This window comes from Streptomyces luteolifulvus (assembly GCF_008806595.1).
Taxonomy (GTDB): Bacteria; Actinomycetota; Actinomycetes; order Streptomycetales; family Streptomycetaceae; genus Streptomyces; species Streptomyces luteolifulvus.
In genome coordinates, this window is sequence record NZ_VZRB01000024.1 from 42,584 (window position 1) to 66,511 (window position 23,928).

6 protein-coding genes and 1 pseudogene are annotated in these 23,928 nt (G+C 70.1%); 4 read left to right on the top strand and 3 right to left on the bottom strand.

From position 1 onward, the window contains the following. Positions 1–268: 268 nt before the first annotated feature. The 4 genes and pseudogenes from F7R91_RS28845 (at position 269) to F7R91_RS28865 (ending at position 21,486) form a co-directional block, all read left to right on the top strand. Positions 269–7,903, top strand: a complete 7,635-nt coding sequence (locus F7R91_RS28845) for a SpvB/TcaC N-terminal domain-containing protein (RefSeq protein ID WP_191971672.1) — start codon at positions 269–271, stop codon at positions 7,901–7,903. Positions 7,904–7,971: 68 nt separating this feature from the next. Then, positions 7,972–17,553: a Tc toxin subunit A-related protein gene (locus F7R91_RS28850; RefSeq protein ID WP_150953189.1), complete on the top strand. Its 9,582-nt coding sequence runs from the start codon at positions 7,972–7,974 to the stop codon at positions 17,551–17,553. A gap of 522 nt (positions 17,554–18,075) precedes the next feature. Further along, positions 18,076–18,698, top strand: a pseudogene (locus F7R91_RS28855) (IS3 family transposase); the annotation flags it as partial. 1,024 nt (positions 18,699–19,722) lie between these two features. Then, the gene (locus tag F7R91_RS28865; protein WP_150953194.1) at positions 19,723–21,486 is read left to right on the top strand and encodes a hypothetical protein; all 1,764 of its coding nucleotides are present in this window, start codon (positions 19,723–19,725) and stop codon (positions 21,484–21,486) included. A 384-nt stretch (positions 21,487–21,870) separates the two neighbouring features. Here F7R91_RS28865 and F7R91_RS28870 read toward each other — a convergent pair whose 3' ends face one another. The 3 genes from F7R91_RS28870 to F7R91_RS28880 all read right to left on the bottom strand — a co-directional run bounded on the left by F7R91_RS28870 (position 21,871) and on the right by F7R91_RS28880 (position 23,859). Beyond that, positions 21,871–22,869: an NAD-dependent protein deacetylase gene (locus tag F7R91_RS28870; RefSeq protein WP_225320827.1), complete on the bottom strand. Its 999-nt coding sequence runs from the start codon at positions 22,867–22,869 to the stop codon at positions 21,871–21,873. A gap of 253 nt (positions 22,870–23,122) precedes the next feature. Further along, positions 23,123–23,341 (bottom strand): hypothetical protein, encoded by a 219-nt coding sequence (locus F7R91_RS28875; protein WP_150953197.1) that lies wholly within the window; start codon positions 23,339–23,341, stop codon positions 23,123–23,125. Continuing rightward, complete coding sequence (locus F7R91_RS28880; protein ID WP_150953200.1) at positions 23,338–23,859, bottom strand: carboxymuconolactone decarboxylase family protein; 522 nt, start codon at positions 23,857–23,859, stop codon at positions 23,338–23,340. The genes F7R91_RS28875 and F7R91_RS28880 overlap by 4 nt, the downstream gene beginning before the upstream one ends. Positions 23,860–23,928: the final 69 nt, after the last annotated feature.

The window sequence follows — 23,928 nt, forward strand, 5'->3', positions numbered from 1 at the left end:
CCGGCCCCTTTCGTGTGAGCGTATGGCATACGTCAGTTCGCCTAAGCGCCTTTCGCGTTCCTTCCCGCTCCTTTCAAGATATCCGAAATTCGCCTTACGTCGCCCATGAGGCACACCTCATCCTGGCATCCCGAGCACCGCACGACGCATCCGGCCAGTTACGGCCGTGCGCGGTGCCGGGCGCGGAAACGGCGCGGAAACGGGGGGTTTCATGGACGTGATCAGGGGTGTGCCCGGAGAGGCGCGATCGGGTACCAACGGCGAGCGAATGTCCGCCCCCTCCGCGAACCCCTCCGCGAACAGCGGACAACTGTCCCCCCCTTCCGTCGCTCTTCCCAAAGGCGGCGGCGCCATCCGGGCAATCGGCGAGAAGTTCACCACCGACCCGGTCAGCGGCACCGGCCGGATGTCCGTGCCGCTTCCGGTCAGTCCCGCCCGGGAATTGACGCCTTCCCTGGCCCTCACCTACGACTCGGGTTCCGGGAACGGGCCCTTCGGGCTCGGCTGGCATCTCTCCCTGCCCGCCGTCAGCCGCCGCACCGAGACCGGACTGCCGCGCTACCGGGACGCCGAGGACTCCGACACCTTCGCCCTCTCCGGGGCGGACGATCTCGTACCCGTGCCCGCCGCGGCGGGCGGCGAGCGGGAGATCGCCGGCCATCTCGTACGCCGCTACCGGCCCCGGACCGACTCCGACACCACCCGGATCGAGCGCTGGACCCGCGGCGCCGACGGGGACGTGCACTGGCGCGTGCTGTCCGCGGACAATGTCCTGAGCGTGTACGGGCGGGACGACGCCTCGCGGATCGTCGACTCCGCCGACCCCCGCCGTGTCTTCAGCTGGCTGCTCTGCGAGACCCGTGACGACCGCGGCAACGCCGTCCAGTACCGCTACCGGCCGGAGGACTCCGACGGCGTGGACCTGACGGCCCCACATGAGCAGGGGCGCGGGGGCGCGGACGCCCCCTCCCGCCGGGCGGCCCGGTATCTCAAGAGCGTCCGCTACGGCAACCAGGTCCCGCTGCTCGACCAGCAGGGCCGCCGCCCCGTCGATGTCAGCCCGGTGGCACTGCTCGACGCGGGCTGGATGTTCGAGCTCGTCCTCGACTACGGCGACCATGAACCTTCGACTCCCACACCGGAGCCGACCCGGCCCTGGCTGTGCCGCGCGGACCCCTTCTCCACCCACCGTCCCGCGTTCGAAGTGCGCACCTACCGGCTCTGCCAGCGGGTGCTGATGTTCCATCACTTCCCCGAAGAGCCCGGCGTCGGCCGCGACTGCCTGGTCGCCAGTACCACCTTCGGCTACCGCGACACCCCCGATACGCAGGGCGTGCCCGGCGACGCCCGCCTCGGCCATCCGGTGGTGTCCCTGCTCGCAACGGTGGCTTCCACCGGCCACCGCAGACGTACCGACGGCCCTGGATACACCACCCGCTCGCTGCCGCCGCTCTCCTTCTCGTACGCCACGCCCACCATCAGCTCCGAGGTCCGGCGGCTGGACGCCGGCAGCCGCGAGAACCTGCCCGCCGGACTCCACGACACCCTGCACACCTGGGTGGACCTGGACGGTGAGGGACTGTCCGGAGTCCTCAGCTCCCACGGTGGCGCCTGGTACTACAAGCCCAGTCTCGGCGGCGGACGGCTCGGACCGCTGCGGCGCCTGAGCCGGCAGCCCGCCGCGCCCGTCGGCGCCGCCGCGCCGCTGCACCAGCTCACCGACCTCGACGGCGACGGCCGGATCGACCTCGTCCGACTCGGCGCCGAACCGCAGGGCTTCTACGAGCGCACCGCCGACGCCGAAGGCTGGGACACCTTCACACCCTTCGCGTCCGTCCCGCACACCGACCTCGCGGGCGCGGGCAGCCGACTTCTCGACCTCACCGGAGACGGCCTCGCGGACCTGCTGACCTGCCAGGACACCGAAGTCGTCTGGTACCCGGCCCTCGGCGCGCAGGGGTTCGGGGCCCCGCAGGGAGCCCCCCACCCCGACGAGGAGGGCCGCGGAGCGCGCCCGCTGCTCGGCGACCGCACCCAGACCCTCTTCCTCGCCGACATGACCGGCGACGGCCTCACCGACCTCGTCCGCGTACGCAACGGAGAGGTCCGCTACTGGCCCAACCAGGGATACGGCCGCTTCGGCGCACCCGTCGTCATGAGCGGGGCCCCGCACTTCGATGCGCCCGACGCCTTCGACCCGCAGCGGCTGCGGCTCGCGGACCTCGATGGCTCCGGCACCGTCGACCTGCTTTACATCGCGCCGGACGGCGTACGGCTCTGGTTCAACCAGTCGGGCAACGGCTTCGGCCCCGCGATGCAGCTGCCCGACCTGCCCCACCTCGGCCACCCGGCCCAGGTCAGCACAGCCGACCTGCTCGGCAACGGCACCGCCTGCCTGGTCTGGTCGTCCCTCCTGCCGGCCGACGCCGACGACCCGCTGCGCTACATCGACCTCATGGGCGGCACCAAACCGCACCTGCTGACCGGCTGCGTCAACAACATGGGCGCGGAGACCCGGATCAGCTACGCGTCCTCCACCGCGTTCCACCTCGCCGACCGGCGGGCCGGACGGCCCTGGCTCACCCGGCTGCCGTTCCCCGTCCATGTCGTCGAGCGGGTCGAGTACCGCGACCGGGTCCGGCGCACCCGCTTCACCACCCGGTACGCCTACCACCACGGCCATTACGACGGCGTCGAGCGGGAGTTCTGCGGCTTCGGCATGGTCGAGCAGCACGACAGCGAGGCGTACGAGGGATACGCGGCCGCGGTGGCGCGGGAGGGGGGCGCCCAGGAGCCCGCCGCCGAACTGTTCCAGCCGCCGGTCACCATCCGCACCTGGTTCCACACGGGAGCTCACCCCGACCGGCGCGCAGCCGCCGGCCTGCTGGAGCGGATGACGGGCGAGTTCTATCTGGGTGAGCGGCGTCTGCCCGGGCCCGAGCTGCCGGCCGGTCTCGATGCCGGAGAACTGCGGGACTGCGCCAGGGCGTTGAAAGGGCTCCCGATCCGCAGCGAGGTCTACAGCTTCGACGGATCACCCGACCAGGAACACCCGTACACCGTCTCCGAGAACACCTACACCGTGGACCTGCTCCAGGCGCGTGAAGGCACCCGGCGGCCGGTCTTTCTGGTCACGGCCCGCGAGTCGATGACCTTGCAGTACGACCGTGATCCCTCCGACCCGCGGACCGAGCACACCCTGGTCCTCGAACGCGGGCCGCACGGCCGGGTGCTGCGCGACGCGGCCGTCGTCCACGGACGGCAGGTGGCCGATCCCGCGCTCCCCGCAGAGGTGGCCCGTGACCAGCGGCGCTGGTACATCACCTGCGCCGAGAGCGACTACACCCCCGACCTTGACATCGTCACGCCCGTCCCGGCGCACCGCATCGGCCAGGTCTGCGAGAGCCGCGGATACGAGATCACCGGACTGGCACCCGGCGGCGCCGCCTTCACGATCGAGGAACTGCGCGCCGGTGTCGACCGGGCCGGCGCCATCGGATACGAGGCCGAAGCCGACCCCGGAGCCGTGCGGAAGCGTCTGCTGGCGCAGAGCCGCACGCTGTTCCGCGACAACGCGCTCGCGCCGCTTGCGCTCGGCCGGTGGGACTCGCTCGGCCTCCCGTACGAGAGCTACCGGCTCGCCCTCACCCCCGCCGTCGTCGCCGCCCACTACGCGGGGGAGCTGACCGACGCCGACTTCACGGCCGCCGGCTATGTGCACCTCGACGGCGACGACAACTGGTGGATCCCGTCCGGCACCGCCGTCCACCCCCCGGGCGACCCGGCGGCCCGCTTCTACCGGCCGGTCGGAGTCCGCGACCCCTTCGGGATCGAGACCGTCGCCGACCACGACCGCTACGACCTGCTGCCCGAACGGGTCAGAACCGTCCAGGCACCCTGGGACACCACCACCGTCCGCAACGACTACCGCGTACTCGGCCCCTGGGAGCTCACCGACCCCAACGGCAACCGCAGCGCCACCGAGTTCGACGAACTGGGCGCCGTCGTCGCGACCGCGCTCCTCGGCAAGGAGGGCGCGGGCGAAGGCGACACACTCGCCGACCCCACGACCCGGCTGGAGTACGAACTCTTCAACTGGACCCAGCACGGCATTCCCAACCGCATCCGCATCCTCGCCAAGGAGCAGCACGGCCCGGGCGCGCGGCTGCGCGAGTCGTACGCCCATCTCGACGGCGGCGGAGCCGTGGCGCTCACCAAGTCCCGCACAGCTCCTGGCGAGGCGCCCGTCGTCCTCCCCGACGGCAGCCCCGGCACGGTCCACGCCGACCCCCGCTGGATCGGCAGCGGACGGACCGTCGTCAACAACAAGGGCCTGCCGGTGAAGAGTTACGAGCCCTACTTCAGCCTCACCTCCGCGTACGACCCGGAGGAGGCGATGGCCACCATCGGCTCCACCGCGATCCACACCTACGACCCGCTCGGCCGGGCCATCCGCACCGACCTGCCCGACGGCACCTTCACCCGCACCGAGTACGGGCAGTGGTCGAGCCTCCTGCACGACCCCAATGACACGGTCCGCGAGAGCCGTTGGTACGAGCGGCACGGGCGGCCCGATCCCGCCACCGAGCCGGAGCCGCTGAACGACCCGGAGCGACGGGCCGCGTGGCTCGCCGCCCAGCACGCCGGTACCCCAGCGGCCACCCATCTCGACAGCCTCGGGCGGCCGGTGCTCTCCGTGTCCTCGTACGGCGGCGGAGTCACGGCCGCCGTACGCTCCGAGACCGATCTGACGGGCCGCCACTCTCGCCTGTACGACCAGCTGGGCCGGGAGGTCGCCTACGGCTTCACCGGCATGGCCGGGCAGCCGGTGCTCGCGAGCAGCGCGGAACGCGGGCGCCGCTGGACCTTCACCGATGTCAGCGGCGCGCTGGTGAAGATGTGGGACGAACACGGCCGCGCTTTTCGGGCTGCGTACGACGAACTGCGGCGCCCCGTCAGCGGTTTCGTCCGCCCACCCGGCGGGACCGAGCGAGCCTTCCAGCATGTCGTGCACGGCGACCGGCACCCTGAAGCGGCCGCACGCAATCTGCTGGGTGCGCCGCACCAGGTCTTCGACGGCGACGGCTGTGTGCGGGTGCTCCGCGCCGACTTCAAGGGCAACCCCGTTGAGGTGGAACGGCTGTTCACCCGTGACCACACGGCCCCGCCGGACTGGACCGCGATCACGCAGGCGGCCACGTACGCGGCGATGCAGGCCGCCGCCGCGCCACTGCTCGATACCACGGAGCCGTACACCGCCGCCTCGGCACACGACGCGCTGGGCCGTACCGTCCGTCTCACGCTCCCCGACGGCACCGAGATCGTCCCCGTGTACGACGAATCCGGGCGGGCGGCCTCCGTGTCGGCCCGCATCCGGGGACAGGGCACGCCGGTCACCTACCTCGCGGAGCAGGCGTACGACGCTCTCGGGCGGCGGCAGTCGGCACGTTTCGGCAACGGGCTTCATACGCGGTACGGCTACGACCCCGACACCCTGCGTCTGATCCGGCTCACCACCGGAGCGACCGGCGCACCGCTGCAGGACCTGCGTTTCACCCACGACCCCGTCGGCAACATCACCGAGGTCCGGGACGGCGCGCAGCAGACCCACTTCTTCGCCAATCAAGTCGTCGAACCGGTCACCCGCTACACGTACGACGCCCTGTACCAGCTGGTGCGTGCCACCGGGCGGGAACACGCGGGCGGCGCCAACGACACCGTCCGGGACAGCGGTGACCTGGCCGCGGTCGGGCAGCTGCCGCACCCCAATGACGCGGGCGCGGTCCGCACGTACACCGAACTGTACGAGTACGACCTGCTCGGCAATCTGAAGCGCCTGCGCCACCGCGCGGCCACCGACCTGTGGACCCGCCGCTACCGGTACGCCCACGAGGACGACCCAACGGACCTCACCAACCGGCTGCGCGCCACGAGCCGCCCCGGCGACCCCGAGGCCGGCCCCTACACCGCGACCTACGACCACGACAGCTGGGGCAACATCACCCGCCTGGCCACCTCGACCCCCGGCGAACTCGCGTGGGACGTCTTCGACCGGCTCACCCGCGCCGAACTCGGCGGCGGCGGACGGGCGTACTACCGCTACGGGGCCGACGGACAGCGCACCCGCAAGGTGATCGAGCGCCCGGGCGGGGAGACGATCGAGCGGCTGTACCTGGGCCCGCTGGAGATCCAGCGCCGCAGCCAGGGCGGCACGCGTCACTTCGAACGCCACACGCTCCACCTGTCGGACGACACCGGCCGCGTGGCCCAGGCGGACGTGAAGCTCCGCGACGACCGCGGCATCGATCCGGCCAACCCGCTGGGAGTGCCGCTGCTGCGCTACCAGTACGGCAACCACCTGGGCTCGGCGACGCTGGAGACGGACGAGGCCGGACGGGTGCTGTCGTACGAGGAGTACCACCCGTACGGCACGACCGCGTACCGCAGCGGGAGGGCGGACGCGGACCTGAGCCTGAAGAGGTACCGGTTCGCCGGGAAGGAGCGGGACGAGGAGACGGGGCTGTACTACGTCGGGGCGCGCTATTACGTGCCGTGGCTGGGGAGGTGGGCGAGTCCGGACCCGGCGGGCTTCGTGTCCGGGCTCAACCTGTACGCGTACTGCAGCAATGCGCCGAGTACGCGGGTGGACCCGGACGGCATGGACGACCACAGCTGCATGCTCGTGCTGGGGCAGGGCGGGTTCATCCCCATGGACCTGGAACCCGGCGGATGCTTCGCCGCCGTGAGGGAGGGCAGGATCGACCCGTCGATCCTGGCTCCCGGCAGCCTGCCGCGGCCTCCGGCGAGGGCGCCGGGAGGCGGATCGTCCGGGTCGGGCGGAGCCGGCTCGGGCCCCGGACGCGGGCGGGCAGCGTCGACACGCCCCCGTGCACATCGGCCCCGCGCGGCGGGCGGGGGACCGGCACCGGCGCCTCCGCCCGCGGACGTCGGCGGCGGCACCGAGCCGTCCGCGAGCCCGGGGCCAACGCCTCAGCCTGCAACGGCGCCGCCCCCGCCGCCTCCCGCCGCGGGTGAGCCGGAGCCTGCGATCGGCGTCACCGGATCGGCGGCTGCCCAAGCCGCTCCGGCAGCCGAACGGTTCATCTGGGACTACGAGTTTCCCGGCACCGGCGTGCGGGGCACCCAGCGTGGCCGCATCCTGGAATGGATGCTCGGCGTGCCGTGGCGGGACAACACCGCGGGCATCGACCGCATCACCGACACCGCCGTGCAGCAGATCAAGTCGGTCGACAGCGGCGGGAAGATGGGCAATATCGCCCGGTCCGCAACCCGGGACGCCGCCGCGCACATCGCGGCCAACCCCGGGACGGCGGGTACCCGTCGGCCGCAGGCGGTCATTGTCACGCGCACCGATGTGAGCGCCGCGGAGGCAGCCGAGATCGCAACGGCCACCCAGCCCGCGCGTGGGCGCCGGATCCCCGCCAACGCCCTTCCGCCGGAACACGTCCGCGGACTGCCCGGCAACTGGGGCCGCGCGGGTACCGGGCTGTCCGTCCTTGGCACCGGCCTGTCCGCCTATTCGCTCTACCAGGACTGGGAGCGCGGCGACTGGGCCATGGGCACGGGCGATGCCCTCAGCACGGCTGGAGGCGGACTGGAGCTGTACGCCCTCGGCTCGTCCGGTGCGACCGTCGCGGGCGTCAGCGCCATGAGTGCCGGACTGGTTCTCGGTGGCGTCGGCATCGCCGTGGCCTCCGGAGTGTCCGGAGTGCGCGCCTACCGGGCCGGTGACACCGCAGGAGCCATCGCCGGAGCCGTGGGCGTGGCCGCCGGTCTCGCCATCGCGGCCGGAGTCATCTTCGGGGCGCCGTTGGTGCTCGCGGCCGGCGCGATCGCCGCCGTCGCCGTGGGCCTGTTCCACCTCGCCCGCTGGCTGTTGTGACCGGATCGCCGCCCTGACGCCTCATGCCAACTGCAGCGGACATCGCGCATACGAAAGGACGCACGCCGATGAGCGACGACGCGACCCCCACCCCCAGGTTCACCGTCCGCGGGCGCATCATCCGCGTCTCGGGACAGCCCTTCCCCGGCCTCACCGTCCAGGTCTTCATCAAGAGCGGCAACTCCGCGCAGGAGCGTGAAGCCGGCGAGCCCGCCGTCACCGACGCGGACGGGCGGTACGAGATCACACTGCAGGGCCTTGGCGACCACGGCGCCGCAGGTCACAGCGGCGGGGGTCACGACGGCGGGGAGAGCGAGTTCTTCGCACGCATCCGGGTCTTCCAGTCCGGGCAGCAGCGCGGCGAAAGCCCCTTCACGCGCCTGGAGCGCGAAACCGTCATCGATCTGACCGTCGACGGCGAGCCCGGTGGAGGGGGCGGGGAACCCGGTGGTGGCAACCAGCCCCTGCGCGTCCACGGCCAGGTCCGTGACTCCGCCGGTGAACTCCTCCGCGACGGCAGCGTCGAGGCGTACGACCGCGACCTCCGCAGTGAGGAGAGGCTCGGCAGCGCCCAACTGCGCGACGGCTCCTACGACATCCGCTACAGCGCCGCCCAGTTCCGGCGGGCCGAGAAGGACAAAGCCGATCTCGTCCTGCGGGTCCTCGACCCCGACCGGCGTGAACTGCTGCGCACCCCCGTCCGCTTCAACGCTCCCGACGAGCTGGAGTGGAACCTCACCCTCGGGGCCCGCGACTACCAGGGCCCCTCCGAGTGGGACGTCATCAGCGGCGAAATCCTGCCGCTGCTCGAAGACCTCGCACCCGTCGACCTCCGCGAGGACGACCGCTTCCAGGACATCACCTTCCTCGCCGGGGAGACCGGCCGCACCCCTCTCGCCATCGGCGTCTGGGTCGGGGCGCACCGGCTCGCCGTCAAGACCGCCCGCGAGCAGGTGCCCCTGTCCGCCGAGGCGTGCTACGCCTTTCTCCGGCAGGGGCAGCCCTCGGTCTTCAGCGAGTCGGTGCTGGAGGACATCAAGGATCCCCAGCGCATGGCCCAGCTGGAGGACCGCACCCTCCGGGCGCTCGCCGAGCTGGCGCAGGAGACCCAGAAGGCGCTGCTGGAGAAGGCCCTGGCGGACAATCTCGTGCCCCTGCGCGTCGAGGCACAGATCCCCTCCGTCCTGGAAACACTGGGCAGGATCAGGCTGCGCTACACGGGGGACACCGTCCTCGGAGAGGGCCAGGGCACCGTCGGGGACCTGCTCGATCTCACCCCGGACGCCGCCGCCCACAAGACCGCGTTCCTGGACGCCTTCTCCTCCTTCTCCGGCTCGCCCGACGACTTCTGGAACAAGATCACCGAGGACGAGGTGATTCCGTCGGCCACCGTTCCGCGGGTGCGGCTCTCGCTGGAGCTCGGCGGGCTGACCCGCAACCATGTCCCGCTGGTGAGCGCACTCGCGGACGACTTCACCGGCGAGCGGACCGAGTTCCAGCGGACGCTCGCGCGCATGACCGCCGACGACTGGGACGCGCGGCTCCAGGAGCCGGGCAGCGGTGGCGAGCCCATCGGCGTACCTCCGGACACCGAGGGCGACACGCCCGAGGAGAAGCGGCAGGCGTACGCGGACACCCTGGACCGACAGTTCGAGCGGGCCTTTCCCACCGCGTCGTTCACCGGGAAGCTCGACCGGTCCGTCCAGCTCCGCGCCCGGGGAGCGAGAGCCGCCGCCGGGGACCAGCAGCTGGTGCACTTCCTCGACCACAATCCGGCCTTCGAGCTGGACCGTGTCCGGGTCGACCACTACCTCGACGCCAACCCTGGCGCCCTGGAAGGGATCGAGGACCCCGAGGCCCTGGTCACAGATCTGAAGTCGGTGCAGCGTGTGTTCAAGCTCGGTCCGACCTATGACTCGGTGACCGGACTGCGGGACCGTGGCCTCGACTCGGCGCAGGCCGTCTATTTCCTCGGACGCGGGCAGTTCGTCGACGCGATGACCGGAGCGGAGGCAGGGCGCCGGGGCCTGCTCGCCGCGCGCGCGGCGAGCAGGCGTACGGCCACCGGCCGCGCGGCGGTCGCGGAGGACGCCGGAGCCGCCACCCTCGCGCAGACCGAGGCCACCCGCCTCTACCGGCGCGCAGAGAACACGTACGCCCAGTCCCTCGCTCTCTACGGCGACTACAACCTCGCCTTCGGCGGGCCCACCCCCTTCGCCCTGCCCGACCAGAGCCCGGACGCCGAGGCCCAGGCCAGGATCCGTGCCCTGCCCAATCTGCGGACCCTGTTCGGTTCGCTCGACTACTGCGAATGCTCCCCGTGCCGTTCGGTCCACAGCCCCGCCGCGTATTTCGTCGACGTACTGCGCTTCCTGGGACAGCGCGGCACCCAGGGGACCGGCCCGAACGCCGGCAAGTCCGTGCGCGACGTCCTGCTCGAACGTCGTCCGGACCTCGGCGCGCTGGAGCTGAGCTGCGAGAACACCGACACCGTGCTGCCGTACATCGACCTTGTCAACGAGGTTCTGGAGGACGTGGTTTCGCCGCCCGAGCCGGTCCTGCTCGACCCCTCGGTCGCGGGGGAACTCGCCGAGGGGCAGATCTCCACCGCGCTGCGCGACGAACTGGCCGCCAAGGGCGTGTCCGTGGCCGCCGACGCCCGGGTCCAGGCCCCCGACAGCCGCGGCTGGTGGACGGTCAGGGACACGGCCCACGCGTACACAATCTCCCGTCATCCGGTCGAAGGCGGCGAGGAACTACGGCTGCTGGTCTCCCGCCAGACCCTCGCCTCCGCCGCCGAACTGCGCGCCAATCCCGAACACACCAACCAGAAGGCGTACGACAGGCTGCGCGGCGAGGTCTTCCCGCTGAGCCTGCCCTTCGACCTGGCGCATCTGCAGACCGGAACGTATCTCGACCATCTCGGGGTCCCGAGGCCCCGGCTCCTTGAACTGCTGCGCAGGCCGGGGCCTACCGGCACGACCCTGCCCACCGAGACCCAGCTCGCCTGCGCCTGGCTGGGCCTGACCGAGACGGCACGGCTGATCGTCACGGGACGGCTGCCGGGCCGGCAGCCCTGGGAGTTCTACGGACTCGCCGAGACGGGCAACGACATCCCCGATCCGGACGATCCTGCCCGCCGCTTCACCGGCACCTGGATCGAGGTGCTCGGCCACGTGCCGGTCCTGCTCCACCGCACAGGGCTGTCGTACAACGGCCTGCTCCAGCTGCTGGAGACGGGCTTCGTCAACCCGGACGGCGAACTGCAGGTGGCCGACGGGGCCGAGGGCGGCACGGTCGAGTGCGACATCTCCACCTTCACCCTCACCGGGCTCGACGCCGACGCACTGGACCGGATCCACCGGTTCGTGAGGCTGTGGCGGCGGCAGGACTGGACGATGACGGAGCTGGACCTGCTGCTGCCGGTCATCGACAACACCGCCGCCCCCGGCGCCCCCTCGGGGACCATCAACGACCGGGCGCTGCGGGAGCTGGCCGGGTTCCTGCGGCTGCGCACCCGCCTCAACCTGGGCTGGATCGAGGTACGCAGCCTCTTCCGCGGCATCGAACACACCCTGTACCGGGACTGGAACACCTCCGGCGCGCCCGTCGTCCAGACGCAGTACCAGCGGCTGTTCCGCAACCGGCTCGTCGACGCCGTGGCGGACTTCCCCGCCGATCCCGACGACATCACCGGCACCATCGGCGACCGGGTGCCCGGTATCCTCGCCGCGTTCCGGATCAAGGAGGCCGATCTCGGGCTGATCCTCGACGACCTCGCACTGGCCCCGGACGACGCCCTGAACCTGAGGGTGCTGAACCGGATCCACCGGATCGCCCTCGCAGCGAAGGCGTTGCGGCTGACGGTGGACCAGTTCCTCAAGGCCGTACGGCTCTGGGACGACACTCCGTTTTCCGGCCACGCGGCCATGCTCGACTTCGCGGACCTCGCCGACCTGGTGGCAGGCTCCGCCTTCTCCGTCGCCGAACTCGATCACCTGCTGGCCCACAGGTTCACCCCGAACTCCGCCACGGCACTGGAGAGCAAGGCGGTCACCGCCTTCCTCACCGCGCTGCGCACCGGCCTGGAGAAGATCACCGACGAGGTGCGGATCCAGGACGAGGAGACGGCCGAGGCGTATGTGAAGGCCCGGCTCGGGCAGCTGCCCGCGCTCGCCGCCGACGCGGACCAGGCCAGCGCGCTGGCCGTCGTCGACGGTTCCTGGAAGGGCGAGGCGGCACAGCTCGGCGCCCTGATCGACAGGTACTTCACCGGTGTAATCGACCTCGCCGAGGCCAGAGCCCGCTTCGCGCCGCTGCCCGCGGGGCTCACACCGCCGCAGCGCCAGCAGGCCGTCGACACGCGCTTCGCGTATCTGCAGCCCGCGCTGGAGACGTTCCTACTCACCACCCGGCGCGAGGCGTTCGTCTGCCAGCAGACCGCCGATCTGCTGCGCCTCGACGTGCCCTCCGCGACCCTGCTGCTCGAAGGGCTGCGGCTGCCGGGGGCGAGCGGGACCCTGCTCGCCGACATCGCCGACCCACGGCTCCTTGAGCGGCTGCCGGACGGCACGTATCGCTTCAGCCCGGTGGAGAGTGACTTCCCGGCGGCGTTCCGGGCGCTGCGTCTGCTGCACAAGGACGCCGTGGTGACCGGGAAGCTGCGGATGACGGCCGTCGATGTCGCCTGGTGGCTCGCACCGGGCAACGCGAGCGGAGTGGGGTGGATGCACCCGGGCGACTTCCCCGTGGACACCGCCTCCGACCCGGTGCCGATGGCGCAGTGGCTCGCGCTCCAGCGGTTCTTCACCTGGCGGGCCGCGCTGCCACCGTCCGACCTCACCGCCCTGGAATTCGCCTCCCGGGTCCTCGACCCCGCCGTGCCCTCGGCCGACGGCCTGGCCGACCTCGCCGCGCTCACCGGCTGGCCCGCGGACGACATCGCCGCCCTCGCCGCCGCCTTCGGCTGGCTCGATCCCGACGCGGGCATCGACGAGGTCAAGCAGCACCTCGCCGACCCCGCGCAGCTGCTGCGGCTCGCCGACTGTGCCGCGGTGCTGCGCCGGCTCGGTGTCGGCGCGGCGCGGGCCCTGTCATGGGCGGTCGTCGAACCCGGCGACGCGGAGGCGGAGAGCCTCAAGCAGACCGTGAAGGCCAAGTACGACCTCGCCCAGTGGCAGGACGTGATCCGGCCCCTCCAGGACGTGTTCCGGGAGCGCAAGCGCCGGGCGCTCGTCGACTGGCTGGTCGCCCATCCGGCCCCCGCGCTCGGACAGCACTGGAGCGACGCCGCCGGGCTGTACCACCACTTCCTGATCGATGTGGAGATGAGCCCGTGCATGCTCACCTCCCGGCTCAAGCAGGGCGCCGCCTCCGCCCAGCTGTTCGTCCAGCGCTGCCTGCTCAATCTGGAGCCCGACATCACGGCCTCCGCCGAACTGGACCCGCGCTGGAAGCAGTGGACCTGGATGAAGCGCTACCGGGTCTGGGAGGCCAACCGGAAGGTCTTCCTCTACCCGGAGAACTGGCTGGAGCCGGAATTGCGGGACGAGAAATCCCCCTTCTTCCGGGAGCTGGAACAGGAGCTGATGCAGAACGAGGTCACCGCCGAGAGCGCCGAGGACGCCTTCCGCACCTATGTCGAAAACCTCGACAAGGTCGCCAACCTGGAGATCAGGGCCCAGCTCACCGAGGTCGTCGGCCCGGACGAGACCTATCTCCACGTCTTCGGACGCACCCGCTCCAGCAAGGGCGCCGAGTACTACTACCGGCGGCGGGTGAACAACGGGCGCTGGACCCCGTGGGAGAAGGTGGATCTGGAGATCGGCTCCAACCATCTCCTCGCCGCCGTCCACCAGCGCAGGCTCCAACTGATGTGGCCCCAGTTCCTGGAGAAGGCCAGCACCAGAGGCTCGATGTCCACGCCGCGCGAGAACTCCACGGCGCTGCTCCCGCATCCGGACCGCCACTGGGAGATCCGGATGTTCCGCAGCGAGCTGAAGAAGGGAAAGTGGACGCCGAAGGTGCTGTCCGACCAGGCAGCCGTCGTCGACCAGTGGGACACCGGCGGGAACAATCCCCACCACATCGCCCTGAGGGCCCGCTCTTTGCCCCACGGCATCCGCACCCAGCTCTACACCAGCCGTGATCCCGGACGTGACGCGCTGATCAGCGGACCCGCCTTCGACCGGACGGGACCCACCACCATCCTCGGCACCACGGGAATCAGCTACGAGCACCTGATCTCGCCGGCGGAGAGCCGGTTCCGGGACGGGCTGATCCAGCACGACAGCCGCGCGCTGTACTTCTCGTACAACTCACTGTTCGAGGACACCGTCAAACCGCACACCTTCCCGGCGCACTCGCAGGCCGTGTCGCTGTGGCTCGCCGGGAACATCGAGGCGGGCGCGACCCACTCGGTGCTCGACTCGACCGCCCAGCACTTCCCCGCCTCCGGGGCCTCCTTCCTGTGGGACTCGCGCCACACCTACTTCATGACGTTCAGCCAGTGGTCGTGGTGGTTCTGGTGGTTCGGCTTCTTCCCCATCCGGTGGACCTTCGCGCAGGTCCGCTACGACATCCACTACCACCCCTTCATCGACCTGTTCGTGAAGGAGCTCAACGCACGCGGGGTCAAGGGCATCCTCAACCGGCGCATCCAGATCGCCCCCCAGAGCGTGCCCGGCGCCCCCACGCGCTTCGACTTCGCCGAGTACCAGCCCGTCGCGTTCTACGTTCCGCCGCCCTGGCCCATCGAGGACGTGGACTTCAGCTACACCGGCGCGTACGCCCCGTACAACTGGGAGCTGTTCTTCCACGCCCCGCTCCTGCTCGCCCAGAAGCTCGCCGCCAACCAGCGCTTCGAGGAGGCCCTTGACTGGTTCCACTACATCTTCGACCCCACCAGCACCGACACCACCACGGCCGACCCGGACACCCCGCAGCAGAAGTTCTGGATCACCAAGAAGTTCTACGAGACCACGACCGCGCAGTACCACGCCCAGCGGATCGAGAACATCATGCGGGCGATCGCCGAGGGCGACACCGAACTGCGCGCCCAGGTCGCCGAGTGGCGCAACAACCCGTTCAACCCGCATCTGATCGCCCGGATGCGGACCGTCGCGTACCAGAAGAACGTGCTGATCAAGTACGTCCAGACCCTGATCGCATGGGCCGACCAGCTGTTCGGCCAGGACACCATCGAAACCGTCAACGAGGCCACCCAGCTCTACATCCTCGCCTCGTCGGTCCTCGGGCCGCGGCCCCGGAGCGTGCCGAAGCGCGACGCCGAGCCCGCCCGGACGTACTACCAGCTGCAGACCGAGCACATCGACGACTTCGGCAACGCGCTCGTCGACATCGAGAATCTGCTGGCGGACACGGACGCGGGCGGCATCGAGGGCGACGAGGAGGGACCCGAACTGCCGCACCTGGACACCCTGTACTTCTGCGTCCCCACCAACGACAAGCTGCTCGGCCTGTGGGACACCGTCGAGGACCGGCTGTTCAAGATCCGCCACTGCATGAACCTCCAGGGCGTGGAGCGCACGCTGCCGCTGTTCGAGCCGCCGCTGGACCCGGGCGCGCTGATCAGCGCCACCGCCGCCGGGGCCGGCCTCGGGGCGGGCCTCACCGATCTGAACGCCCCGCTGCCCCTGTACCGCTTCTCCTTCATGATCCAGCGCGCCCAGGCCGTCTGCGACGACGTCAGGGCACTGGGCGCGGCCATGCTCGCGGCCCTGGAGAAGAGGGACGCCGAGGCGCTCGCCCTGCTGCGCTCCTCGCACGAACGGCGGCTGCTCGTCCACACCCGGCAGATCAGGGCCGACCGGATCGACGAGGAGACCCGCAGCAGGGAGAGCCTGCAAGAGGCACGCAGGGTCGCCGAGGTGCGCCGCGATCACTACCGGAAGCTGCTGGACGACGGCTGGAACGGCTGGGAGAAGACCTGGCTCGGACTCACCATCGGGGCCATGGCGGCCGAGACCGCGGGTACGGTCCTCAATCTGCTCGCCTCCCCGATGGCCTTCATCCCCAACATCTCCGCCGGTGTCTCCGGCTTCGGCGGCTCACCCCACGCCACCTTCTCGATCGGCGGCGAACAGGCAGCCAGCGCGCTCGGCAAGGCGGCCGAGGCCCTGAAGGGCGCGGCCAACGTGGCACAGATGGGGGCCGGGATGACCGCCACCATCGGCTCCTACGAGCGCCGCGCCCAGGAGTGGGAACTGCAATTCGCCCTGGCCGAGCAGGAGATCCGGCAGTCCGACCAGCAGATCGCCGCCGCGAACATCCGGATCCGGATCGCCGAACGCGAACTGGAGGAGCAGGACAAGCGGATCGAGAACGCCGACAAGGAGGACGAGTTCCTGCGCGGCAAGTTCACCGACCGGGAGCTGTACGACTGGACGGTGGCCCAGCTGTCCACGATCTACTTCCAGAGCCACCGGCTCGCCTTCGACCTCGCCCGCCGCTCGGAACGCTGCTTCCGCCACGAACTGGGCCTCGGCGACTCCGACTACATCCGCTCCGGCTCCTGGGACAGCCTGCGCAAGGGCCTGCTGTCCGGTGAGCGCCTGACGCACGACCTCAAGCGCCTGGAGGCGGCGTACTACGAGCAGAACCGGCGCGAGTACGAGCTGACCAAGCACATCTCACTCGCCCAGCTCGACCCGGTGGCGCTGCTCAGGCTGCGCCGGAACGGCGAATGCTTCATCGACATCCCCGAGTCGGTCTTCGACATGGACTACCCAGGCCAGTACTTCCGCCGGATCAAGACCGTCGGGCTCACCGTCCCGTGCGTCACCGGACCCGCGACCACCATCGCCTGCACGCTCACCCTGACCAGCAACCGGCTGCGCAAGGAGTCCACCCTCCTCGCCGGCAAGTACGCACGGGACCTCGTGTCCGACGACCCCCGCTTCCGCGACGAGGTGGGTGCCGTGCAGTCCATCGCCACCAGCAGCGCCCAGGACGACCAGGGGCTGTTCGAGCTGAGCTTCCGCGACGAGCGGTATTTGCCGTTCGAGGGGGCGGGCGCGGTCAGCTCCTGGCATGTGCGGCTGAACAAGGACCTGCCGCAGTTCGACTTCGAGTCCATCTCGGACGTCGTTCTGCATCTGCGGTACACCGCCCGTGAGGGCGGGGCGGTGCTGCGCGCCAAGGTCGTCGAGGAACTGAGGCAGGCCCTGAACGAGGCGGCGCTCGCCGAGTCCCGGCGCGGCCTGTACCGGGTGATCGACCTGCGGCGGGAGTACCCGGACGCCTGGTACCGGTTCCTGCACCCCGTGAGCCCGGCGGACGACCAGCAGATCGTGCTCGACGACATCGCCGAGCGGCTTCCGCACTTCACCCGCGCCTTCGAGGACAAGAAGGTCACCCGCGTCGAGATCGTCACCCGGGCCAAGGAGTCCGCCGACACCTTCCAGGCGATGCTCTCCCCGCTCGGCACCACCCCCGCCGATCTGCTCGCGGTCGGCCCCGACCCGTACTACCAGGGGCTGCACCGAGGAGTGAAGGACCTCACCGGGAACGAGATCGGCCTCGGGGCCTGGACGCTGAAGCTGAAGGAAACGGGAGCGGCCGATTTCCGTTCTCTCGCACCGGACGCCGTGGAGGAGTTGTTCCTGGTCATCACGTACGTACTGGACTGACACGGCCGGGGCCAGCAAGGCCCCGGCGAACAGAGTTCGACCCGCAGCTCGTCGATACGCCCACATGGCGGGCAGCGGCTGCCCGTTTTGAGGCCACCTCTCCGCAGTTCGAAGGGGCTGTGCAGGTCGCAGAAGAAGATGCGGAATCCTGTCAGGTCCTCAGTCCTCGTGGAAACGGCGCTGTCAGCTTATCGATGGGGCGTGGGATGATCTTGAGGTGGTTCGTGGCGGGAGGGGTCGGTCATGGAGCTTGGGGCGCCACCGTCGTACACGGGCTACCGGTTCCCGGGCTCAGGTGATCGGTCACGCAGTGTGGCTGTATCACCGTTTCCCAAGGTGTCGGTGCGTGAGGCGGCGGTGGCGGCTTCGCCGAGGGCGCCCTTGAGCCAGGGGTTGCCAAGGCCGGTGGGGCTGGCGCCGCGCTTGGCGCCGGACTGGGTGGTGCGCGGGGTGAGCTTGGCCCTGAGGCTGATCCTTGGACACCTGACAATGGGTCTTGATGGTCCAGGGAGGGATGCCCAGGTGGGACGCCAGTCTCCGTACCCGGAGGAGTTCCGGAAGGATGCCGTCGCGCTGTACCGCGCGTCCGGCGGCAAGCGCACGTACGCGGCGGTGGCCGGGAATCTCGGGATCACCGGGGAGAAGCTGCGCACGTGGGTCCGCAAGGACACCGTTCGGTCCGCGCCCGAGCCGTCAGACAGCAGCGTGCAGAGTCCGGCCGAGGAGCTGGCCCGGCTGCGAGCCGAGAACCAGCGGCTGAAGGCAGAGAAAGAGTGGCAGCTGGAGCGGGAGATCTTGCGCCGGGCAGCCGCCGATTTCGCTCGGGAGGTGAAGGAGCCCCCCCCGCCGCTGGGACTTCATCTCCGACCACCGTGCCGACTTCGGCGTGAAGCGGATATGCCAGGTCCTCGGCGTCTCCCGCTCCGGCTACTACCGGCACCACGGGCCTCCACGCAGGCCCCGCGCTGCGCGCCAGGCCGAGCAGGCCGCCCGCGGTCGCCGAGATCCGCGAGATCCATGCCGAACACCACGGCGCCTACGGCGCCCCGCGCATCCATGCGGAACTCCGCTCGCGGGGTCGGAAGATCAATCGCAAGCGCGTCACGAGCCTGATGCGCATCAACCAGATCGTGCCCCGGATCCTGGCTGAGCACCGCATCCCCTATGAGGTCTGCGCGCCTGGGCGACTGACGCCTGCCGACGGAGGCCGTAATTCCCCACCCGCAGCGCCGCTTTCCGCGGTCAAACGTCGAGCGTGACAGGGTTGCGGGAAAGGATCACGCGCACGGTGTCCGTGCGGAACTGCTTCCGCTGCCGGAGCGCGAGCACCGGGCCGACGTGGTCGATGATCCGGTCTGCGGCCGAACTTGGAGACCCCCAATAGCAGAGCAAGCTGTCACATCGTCAAGTTCGTGCGGCTCCATCCAGGACGGCACCGACGCCGTGATCACACGAGCCACAGCGTGATCATTTCACTCGGGAGAAGCGGCCGAGCGACATGCCATCGACCATGGAGCAGCAACCATCGCCCCCGTACCTTCTCGACCTGATCCGGTCCAGAATTGCCCCCCATGGTCGAAGAAGAGCACAACGCGCCAGATGCCCGCTCGTTCCTGTCGTGCGCCGCCGAGGTGGCCCGTTGAGCAGCACAACGGCGGTGGTCTGTACGGCCGCAGCGCCGTGTACAGGGGATGGGCCCAGCACGGATGCCGTGGACGCTGCTCTGATCCGGAAGACGTAAGGGGTCGCCCTGGGAACGGGCGGGGTCGTCGAGCTGCTGGGGAAACGGCTGCTCGGCCACGTCCAGCTCCTCTTGCTCGAAGTCGCTGACCTCGCACCCCGGATGCGTGGTGAATGGCGACTCGCCGCTGAGCACGTCGTCAGCCAGTCCCCACCCCGTGTCGGGCCTCCGTAGTTTCACGGATGCCCTGGCCGATCGTGCGGGCCAATATGGGGAGGCTACGAGCTATGTGATGGCCGTCAGTTGTGGACTACGGAGCACCACGAGCACGCCGACCCTGCGCTGGAAGGGAAAGGTCGCGACCGCTAGTCCCCGCCCACGACATACCAAGTTGGAAGGAATCTATGCGTTCCCGATCACTCCTCCGTTTCCGGCCTGTCCGGTCCATCGGCAGGGCGCTGTGCGCGGCGCTGTTAACCACCGTGGCAGTGCTCAGCCCTGGACTCGCGGCCTCGGCCCCGAGCGTCGCCGCCACCGCCGACGATGTGGTCAGCAGCCACTGGATGGGCCTGGGCTACAACCAGAACCCCCAGCCGCCGAACGGCACAAGCTGGAACCCCGCCGACTGGAATCGGATGGTGTCCCGCACCGATTACATGCAACCGGGCTTCGTCCGGGTCATGTTCAACCTGCCCTGGTTCTGGAGCGGCACTGACGCCGGCGGCAGCTACGACTTCACCAGCGCCGCCTATCTGAACGCCGAGAAGGTGATCAAGCACTACGTCGACGAAGGCGTACCGGTGGTCAGCGGGCTCTTCGGCATCGACAACCTGACCTATGCCTCGCCGAACACGGCCGCCATCCAGGCGACGCTGGTCAAGCATCTGCAGGCCGATGGCGCCGCGCCGAAGTACTGGGTCGGTGTCAACGAGCCCAACGTCGCCACCGGCCCGAAGTCGTACTCGTACGCCGACTGGCAAACCGCGACGGCCGGCCTCGCGTCGGCGTTCGCCACCGCCGGGGTGGACACCACCAGAACGGTCATCTCCGGGGCCGACACCGCCGAGGCCGGCATCAGCTCCTACGACGGCGACCTCGGCCACCAGACGGCACCCACATGCAATGCCGGATGCAACTCCGCCCTGGTCTGGAAACTCGCCTCACTCAACACGTTCACCGCGCGGATCTACGCGGACAGCGCTACCGACACCGCGATCAATTTCCAGACCTCGTCGGACGGCACGACCTGGAAGAACCTGGCCGTCGCGCCACCGACGCCGGTCGCTCTGGTCACCGGCAAGAACGGAGGCGGCATGTGGAGCTACACCTACACCGCCTCCGGTATCACAGGCAGCAAGTACCTGCGCCTGTCGGTGGCCTCCTCGGCCCTTGAGCACACGGTCGGATCCATGCACCTCTCCAACAACAGCACGTCTGTGAACGATCCGCTCGACGACCTGACGCAGACACAGACCGCCCTGGACACCGGCACCTGGAAGGGCAACAACTCTTGGTGGCTGCGCTCCGCGCAGAGCGGCCTGCTGGGAGCAAGCGAGGCCCACTTCTACAGCCAGGAGCTGTACGGTGCAGCCCCGGAGTACGTCGAGCCGGTGATGAGCCGGGCGGTGTCCCAGATCCGCACGGCAGCACCGGACAGTCCGGTGTTGCTGGGGGAGACGGGCATGAAGGCTCTCCAGTACCCGGACGGCAGGAAGGACTACCGCTTCGCTCTCGACACGACCCAGCCGCTGCGCATGGCGGATCTGGCCGTGCAGGAGGCCCGCAGCGGCGTCGACGGCGCGGCAGCCTGGTGCCTCGATGGCTATGCCTCGACCACGTTCTGCGGGATGTGGGGGAGGGGCAACGACGACCCCAATGAGGTGTCGGCCCACTCGACGGCCCTACGGCCGTGGTTCTACACCTGGAGTCTGCTGACGCGGTACCTGCCGACCGGGTCCACCATCCACGCGCCGGCCCAGCCGACGGGCGTGCGTGTGCTGGCGGCACAACTGCCTGGCGGCGGCTGGACGTTCGTCCTCGTCAACCGTACGTCCGACACGCAGAAGGTGAGACTGAGCGAGCCGACCGGGTCGATCACCCTCAACAAATACCTCTACACGGACGGGGCCACCCCGAGCACGGACGCCAACGGCTTCCCCACGAAGGTCGGCACGCTGACGGCGAACTTCACCAGCGGACACGCGCTGACGGTGGGCGCCGACTCCGTCCTGGTGTTCACCACCGCGTCGTAGCAAGCTACCGACGACCAGAGGCTGATCGTCTGAGGGTGTCGGCAATGGCTGAGGTGGTTCGCTGATTGCCGACACCCGGGCTCTCGCACACGCAGTCAGGCATCCCAGAGGGATCGCTTGCGAATTCCGGTCGGCCAGGGCCCCGCGTCAAGAGAGGGGCGCCCGCCTGCGCATCCGAACCAGCTCGTCCTCACCGTCGCTGTGAGCAGGGCCCAGGGTGAGGGTGAGGGAGCCGGTCTTCTTCACGCGCCCGTGGTGGCTCACGACCGTGGCGGGGATACGAGCCCCCTGTGTTCCGACCAAAGAGGCACTGACCAGCACGAAGGCCGTGGGCGAATGAGTCTGCTGCATCACGATGTCCGGCGGGAAGCGTTCGCGGTGGCGTCACACTTCCGGGACGCCATTTTCGACTGCCTGCCCGTGCGCGGGGACACGCTTCGACTCCTTTCTGCACCTGCTCCTCGCTGCTGTCACTGCCCCGCTCGGGGCTGCCGCCTCGTCGTCGGCGGGAATGCCCAGGCGGTCGGCCAGGGTGGTGAGGGCCGTTCCCAGAGGGAGCGCGACCCGGGTGACGGCGTGCCGGTCGCCCCGAGTCGGGTCGTGGTTGACGATCAGCACCGGCTTCCCGGCCTGGGCCGCCTGGCGGACGAACCGGAGCCCCGACATCACCGTCAGTGAAGAGCCCAGGACCAGCAACGAGGCCGACTCACGGACCAGCTTGCGGCAGTGCTCGACCCGCTGCGGCGGAACGGCTTCGCCGAAGAACACCACGTCCGGTTTGAGGGTGCCGCCGCAGACCGTGCAGGACACCACGCGGAAGTCCTCTACCTGGTCGTCGGTGAGGTCGGCGTCACCGTCCGGGTTGATTCCGGCGGCCACCGGCTCGAAGCCCATATTGGCCTCTTCCAGCCGCCGAGCGAGTTGGCGGCGCGAGCTGAAGGTGCCGCAGGAAAGACAGACGACCCGGTCCAGGCTTCCGTGGAGTTCCACCACGGCCTCACTGCCGGCGGCCTGGTGCAGGCCGTCGACGTTCTGGGTGACCACACCCGAGAGCAGGCCATGCCGCCCGAACGCGGCCACGGCCCGGTGCCCGGCGTTGGGGCGGGCGCGGCCGAAGGTGCGCCAGCCGAGGTGGCTGCGCGCCCAGTACCGGCGTCGGGCCTGGGCGCTGGCGGTGAAGTCCTGGTAGGTCATCGGAGTGTGCCGGGTAAGGCTCCCGCCCTCGCCCCGGTAGTCGGGGATACCCGACTCCGTGGAGATGCCCGCCCCGCTGAGCACCAGCACCCCGCCGGTGCTCAGCGCATCGGTGACCGGCTCCAGATCCGTGGTGCCCGGCGGCAGGTCCTCGGTGGGAGTCCAGCTCAGGGTGGGGCGCATGCGCATGCCGCCAGGGTACGGAACTAGCGGTCACCGCCCGCTTCCGCGATGACGCCGTTGGTTCGGCGCGGGGACATCCCGGGCGTGCGTGAGCCGGGGCGGCTCCGGCCGGGTGGCCCTTTCGCCGGTCCGGTCACCGCGGGGCGTCCGAGGAGCCCGACAGGGCGACGGTCTGGAAACGCGGGGGCCCGCGGTGCCGAGGCCGGCCGCTATGGGCCGTTCATCCGCCCGGTACTGCTTGGGATCAGCCCGGCGAGGGCTACCCGACGGTTGTTGCGGTGCAGGTCAGCAGACGCAGGGCGGGGGCCGAGACGATTTGGATGTGCGGGACATCGGGGAGCTGGACGTTGATGAAGCCTCCCTCGATCGCGAAGTGGATGTCGTCGGCGCGGTCGATACGGCCGCCGTCGGCGTCGGTGAGGGTGTAGCCGGCGATGAGCTCGATGGAGCCCGTGCGCCAGTTGGGGTTCACGTTCACGCGGCGACCTCCGGGAAGTCCAGCTCGGGCTGGGCCAGGTGGTTGAAGAGGTTCGAGAGGGTGTTGAGCGCGATGTGGGCGACGATCTCGGCCAGTTCGGCGTGGGTCACCCCGGCCTCTCGGGCAGCGGCCAGCGCCCTGTCCTCGACCCGCCCTGAAGTGTGGATGATCTCGCGGGCCAGGTGCAGCACCGCGTCAGCGTGCGGGTCGTTGTCGTCGGACGCCTCACGGGTGCGGACCAGCTCGGCGTCGGTCATGCCGAGCTTGCGTCCTCGCAGGGTGTGGGCGCTGACGCAGTAGGTGCAGTGGTTTTCCTGCGCCACCAGAAGCGCCAGCTGTTCACGGAGCCGGACGCGCAATGCGCCGCGGGTGAGGTGGTCACGCATGGCCAGGTAGCCGGCGAGCGCGGCCGGGCCGTTGGCAAGCGCCGCATAGAGATTGGGCACGCGGCCGAGCTGCTGGCGGGTCTTGTCGAGTAGTCCTGCGGGGTCTTCGGTGAGCTGCGGAATACGTGGCATGGTCGACCTCCAAATGGTACTGATCGGTTCCGTCTTCAGGACGGTACTGATCGGTTCCATTTTTTGTCA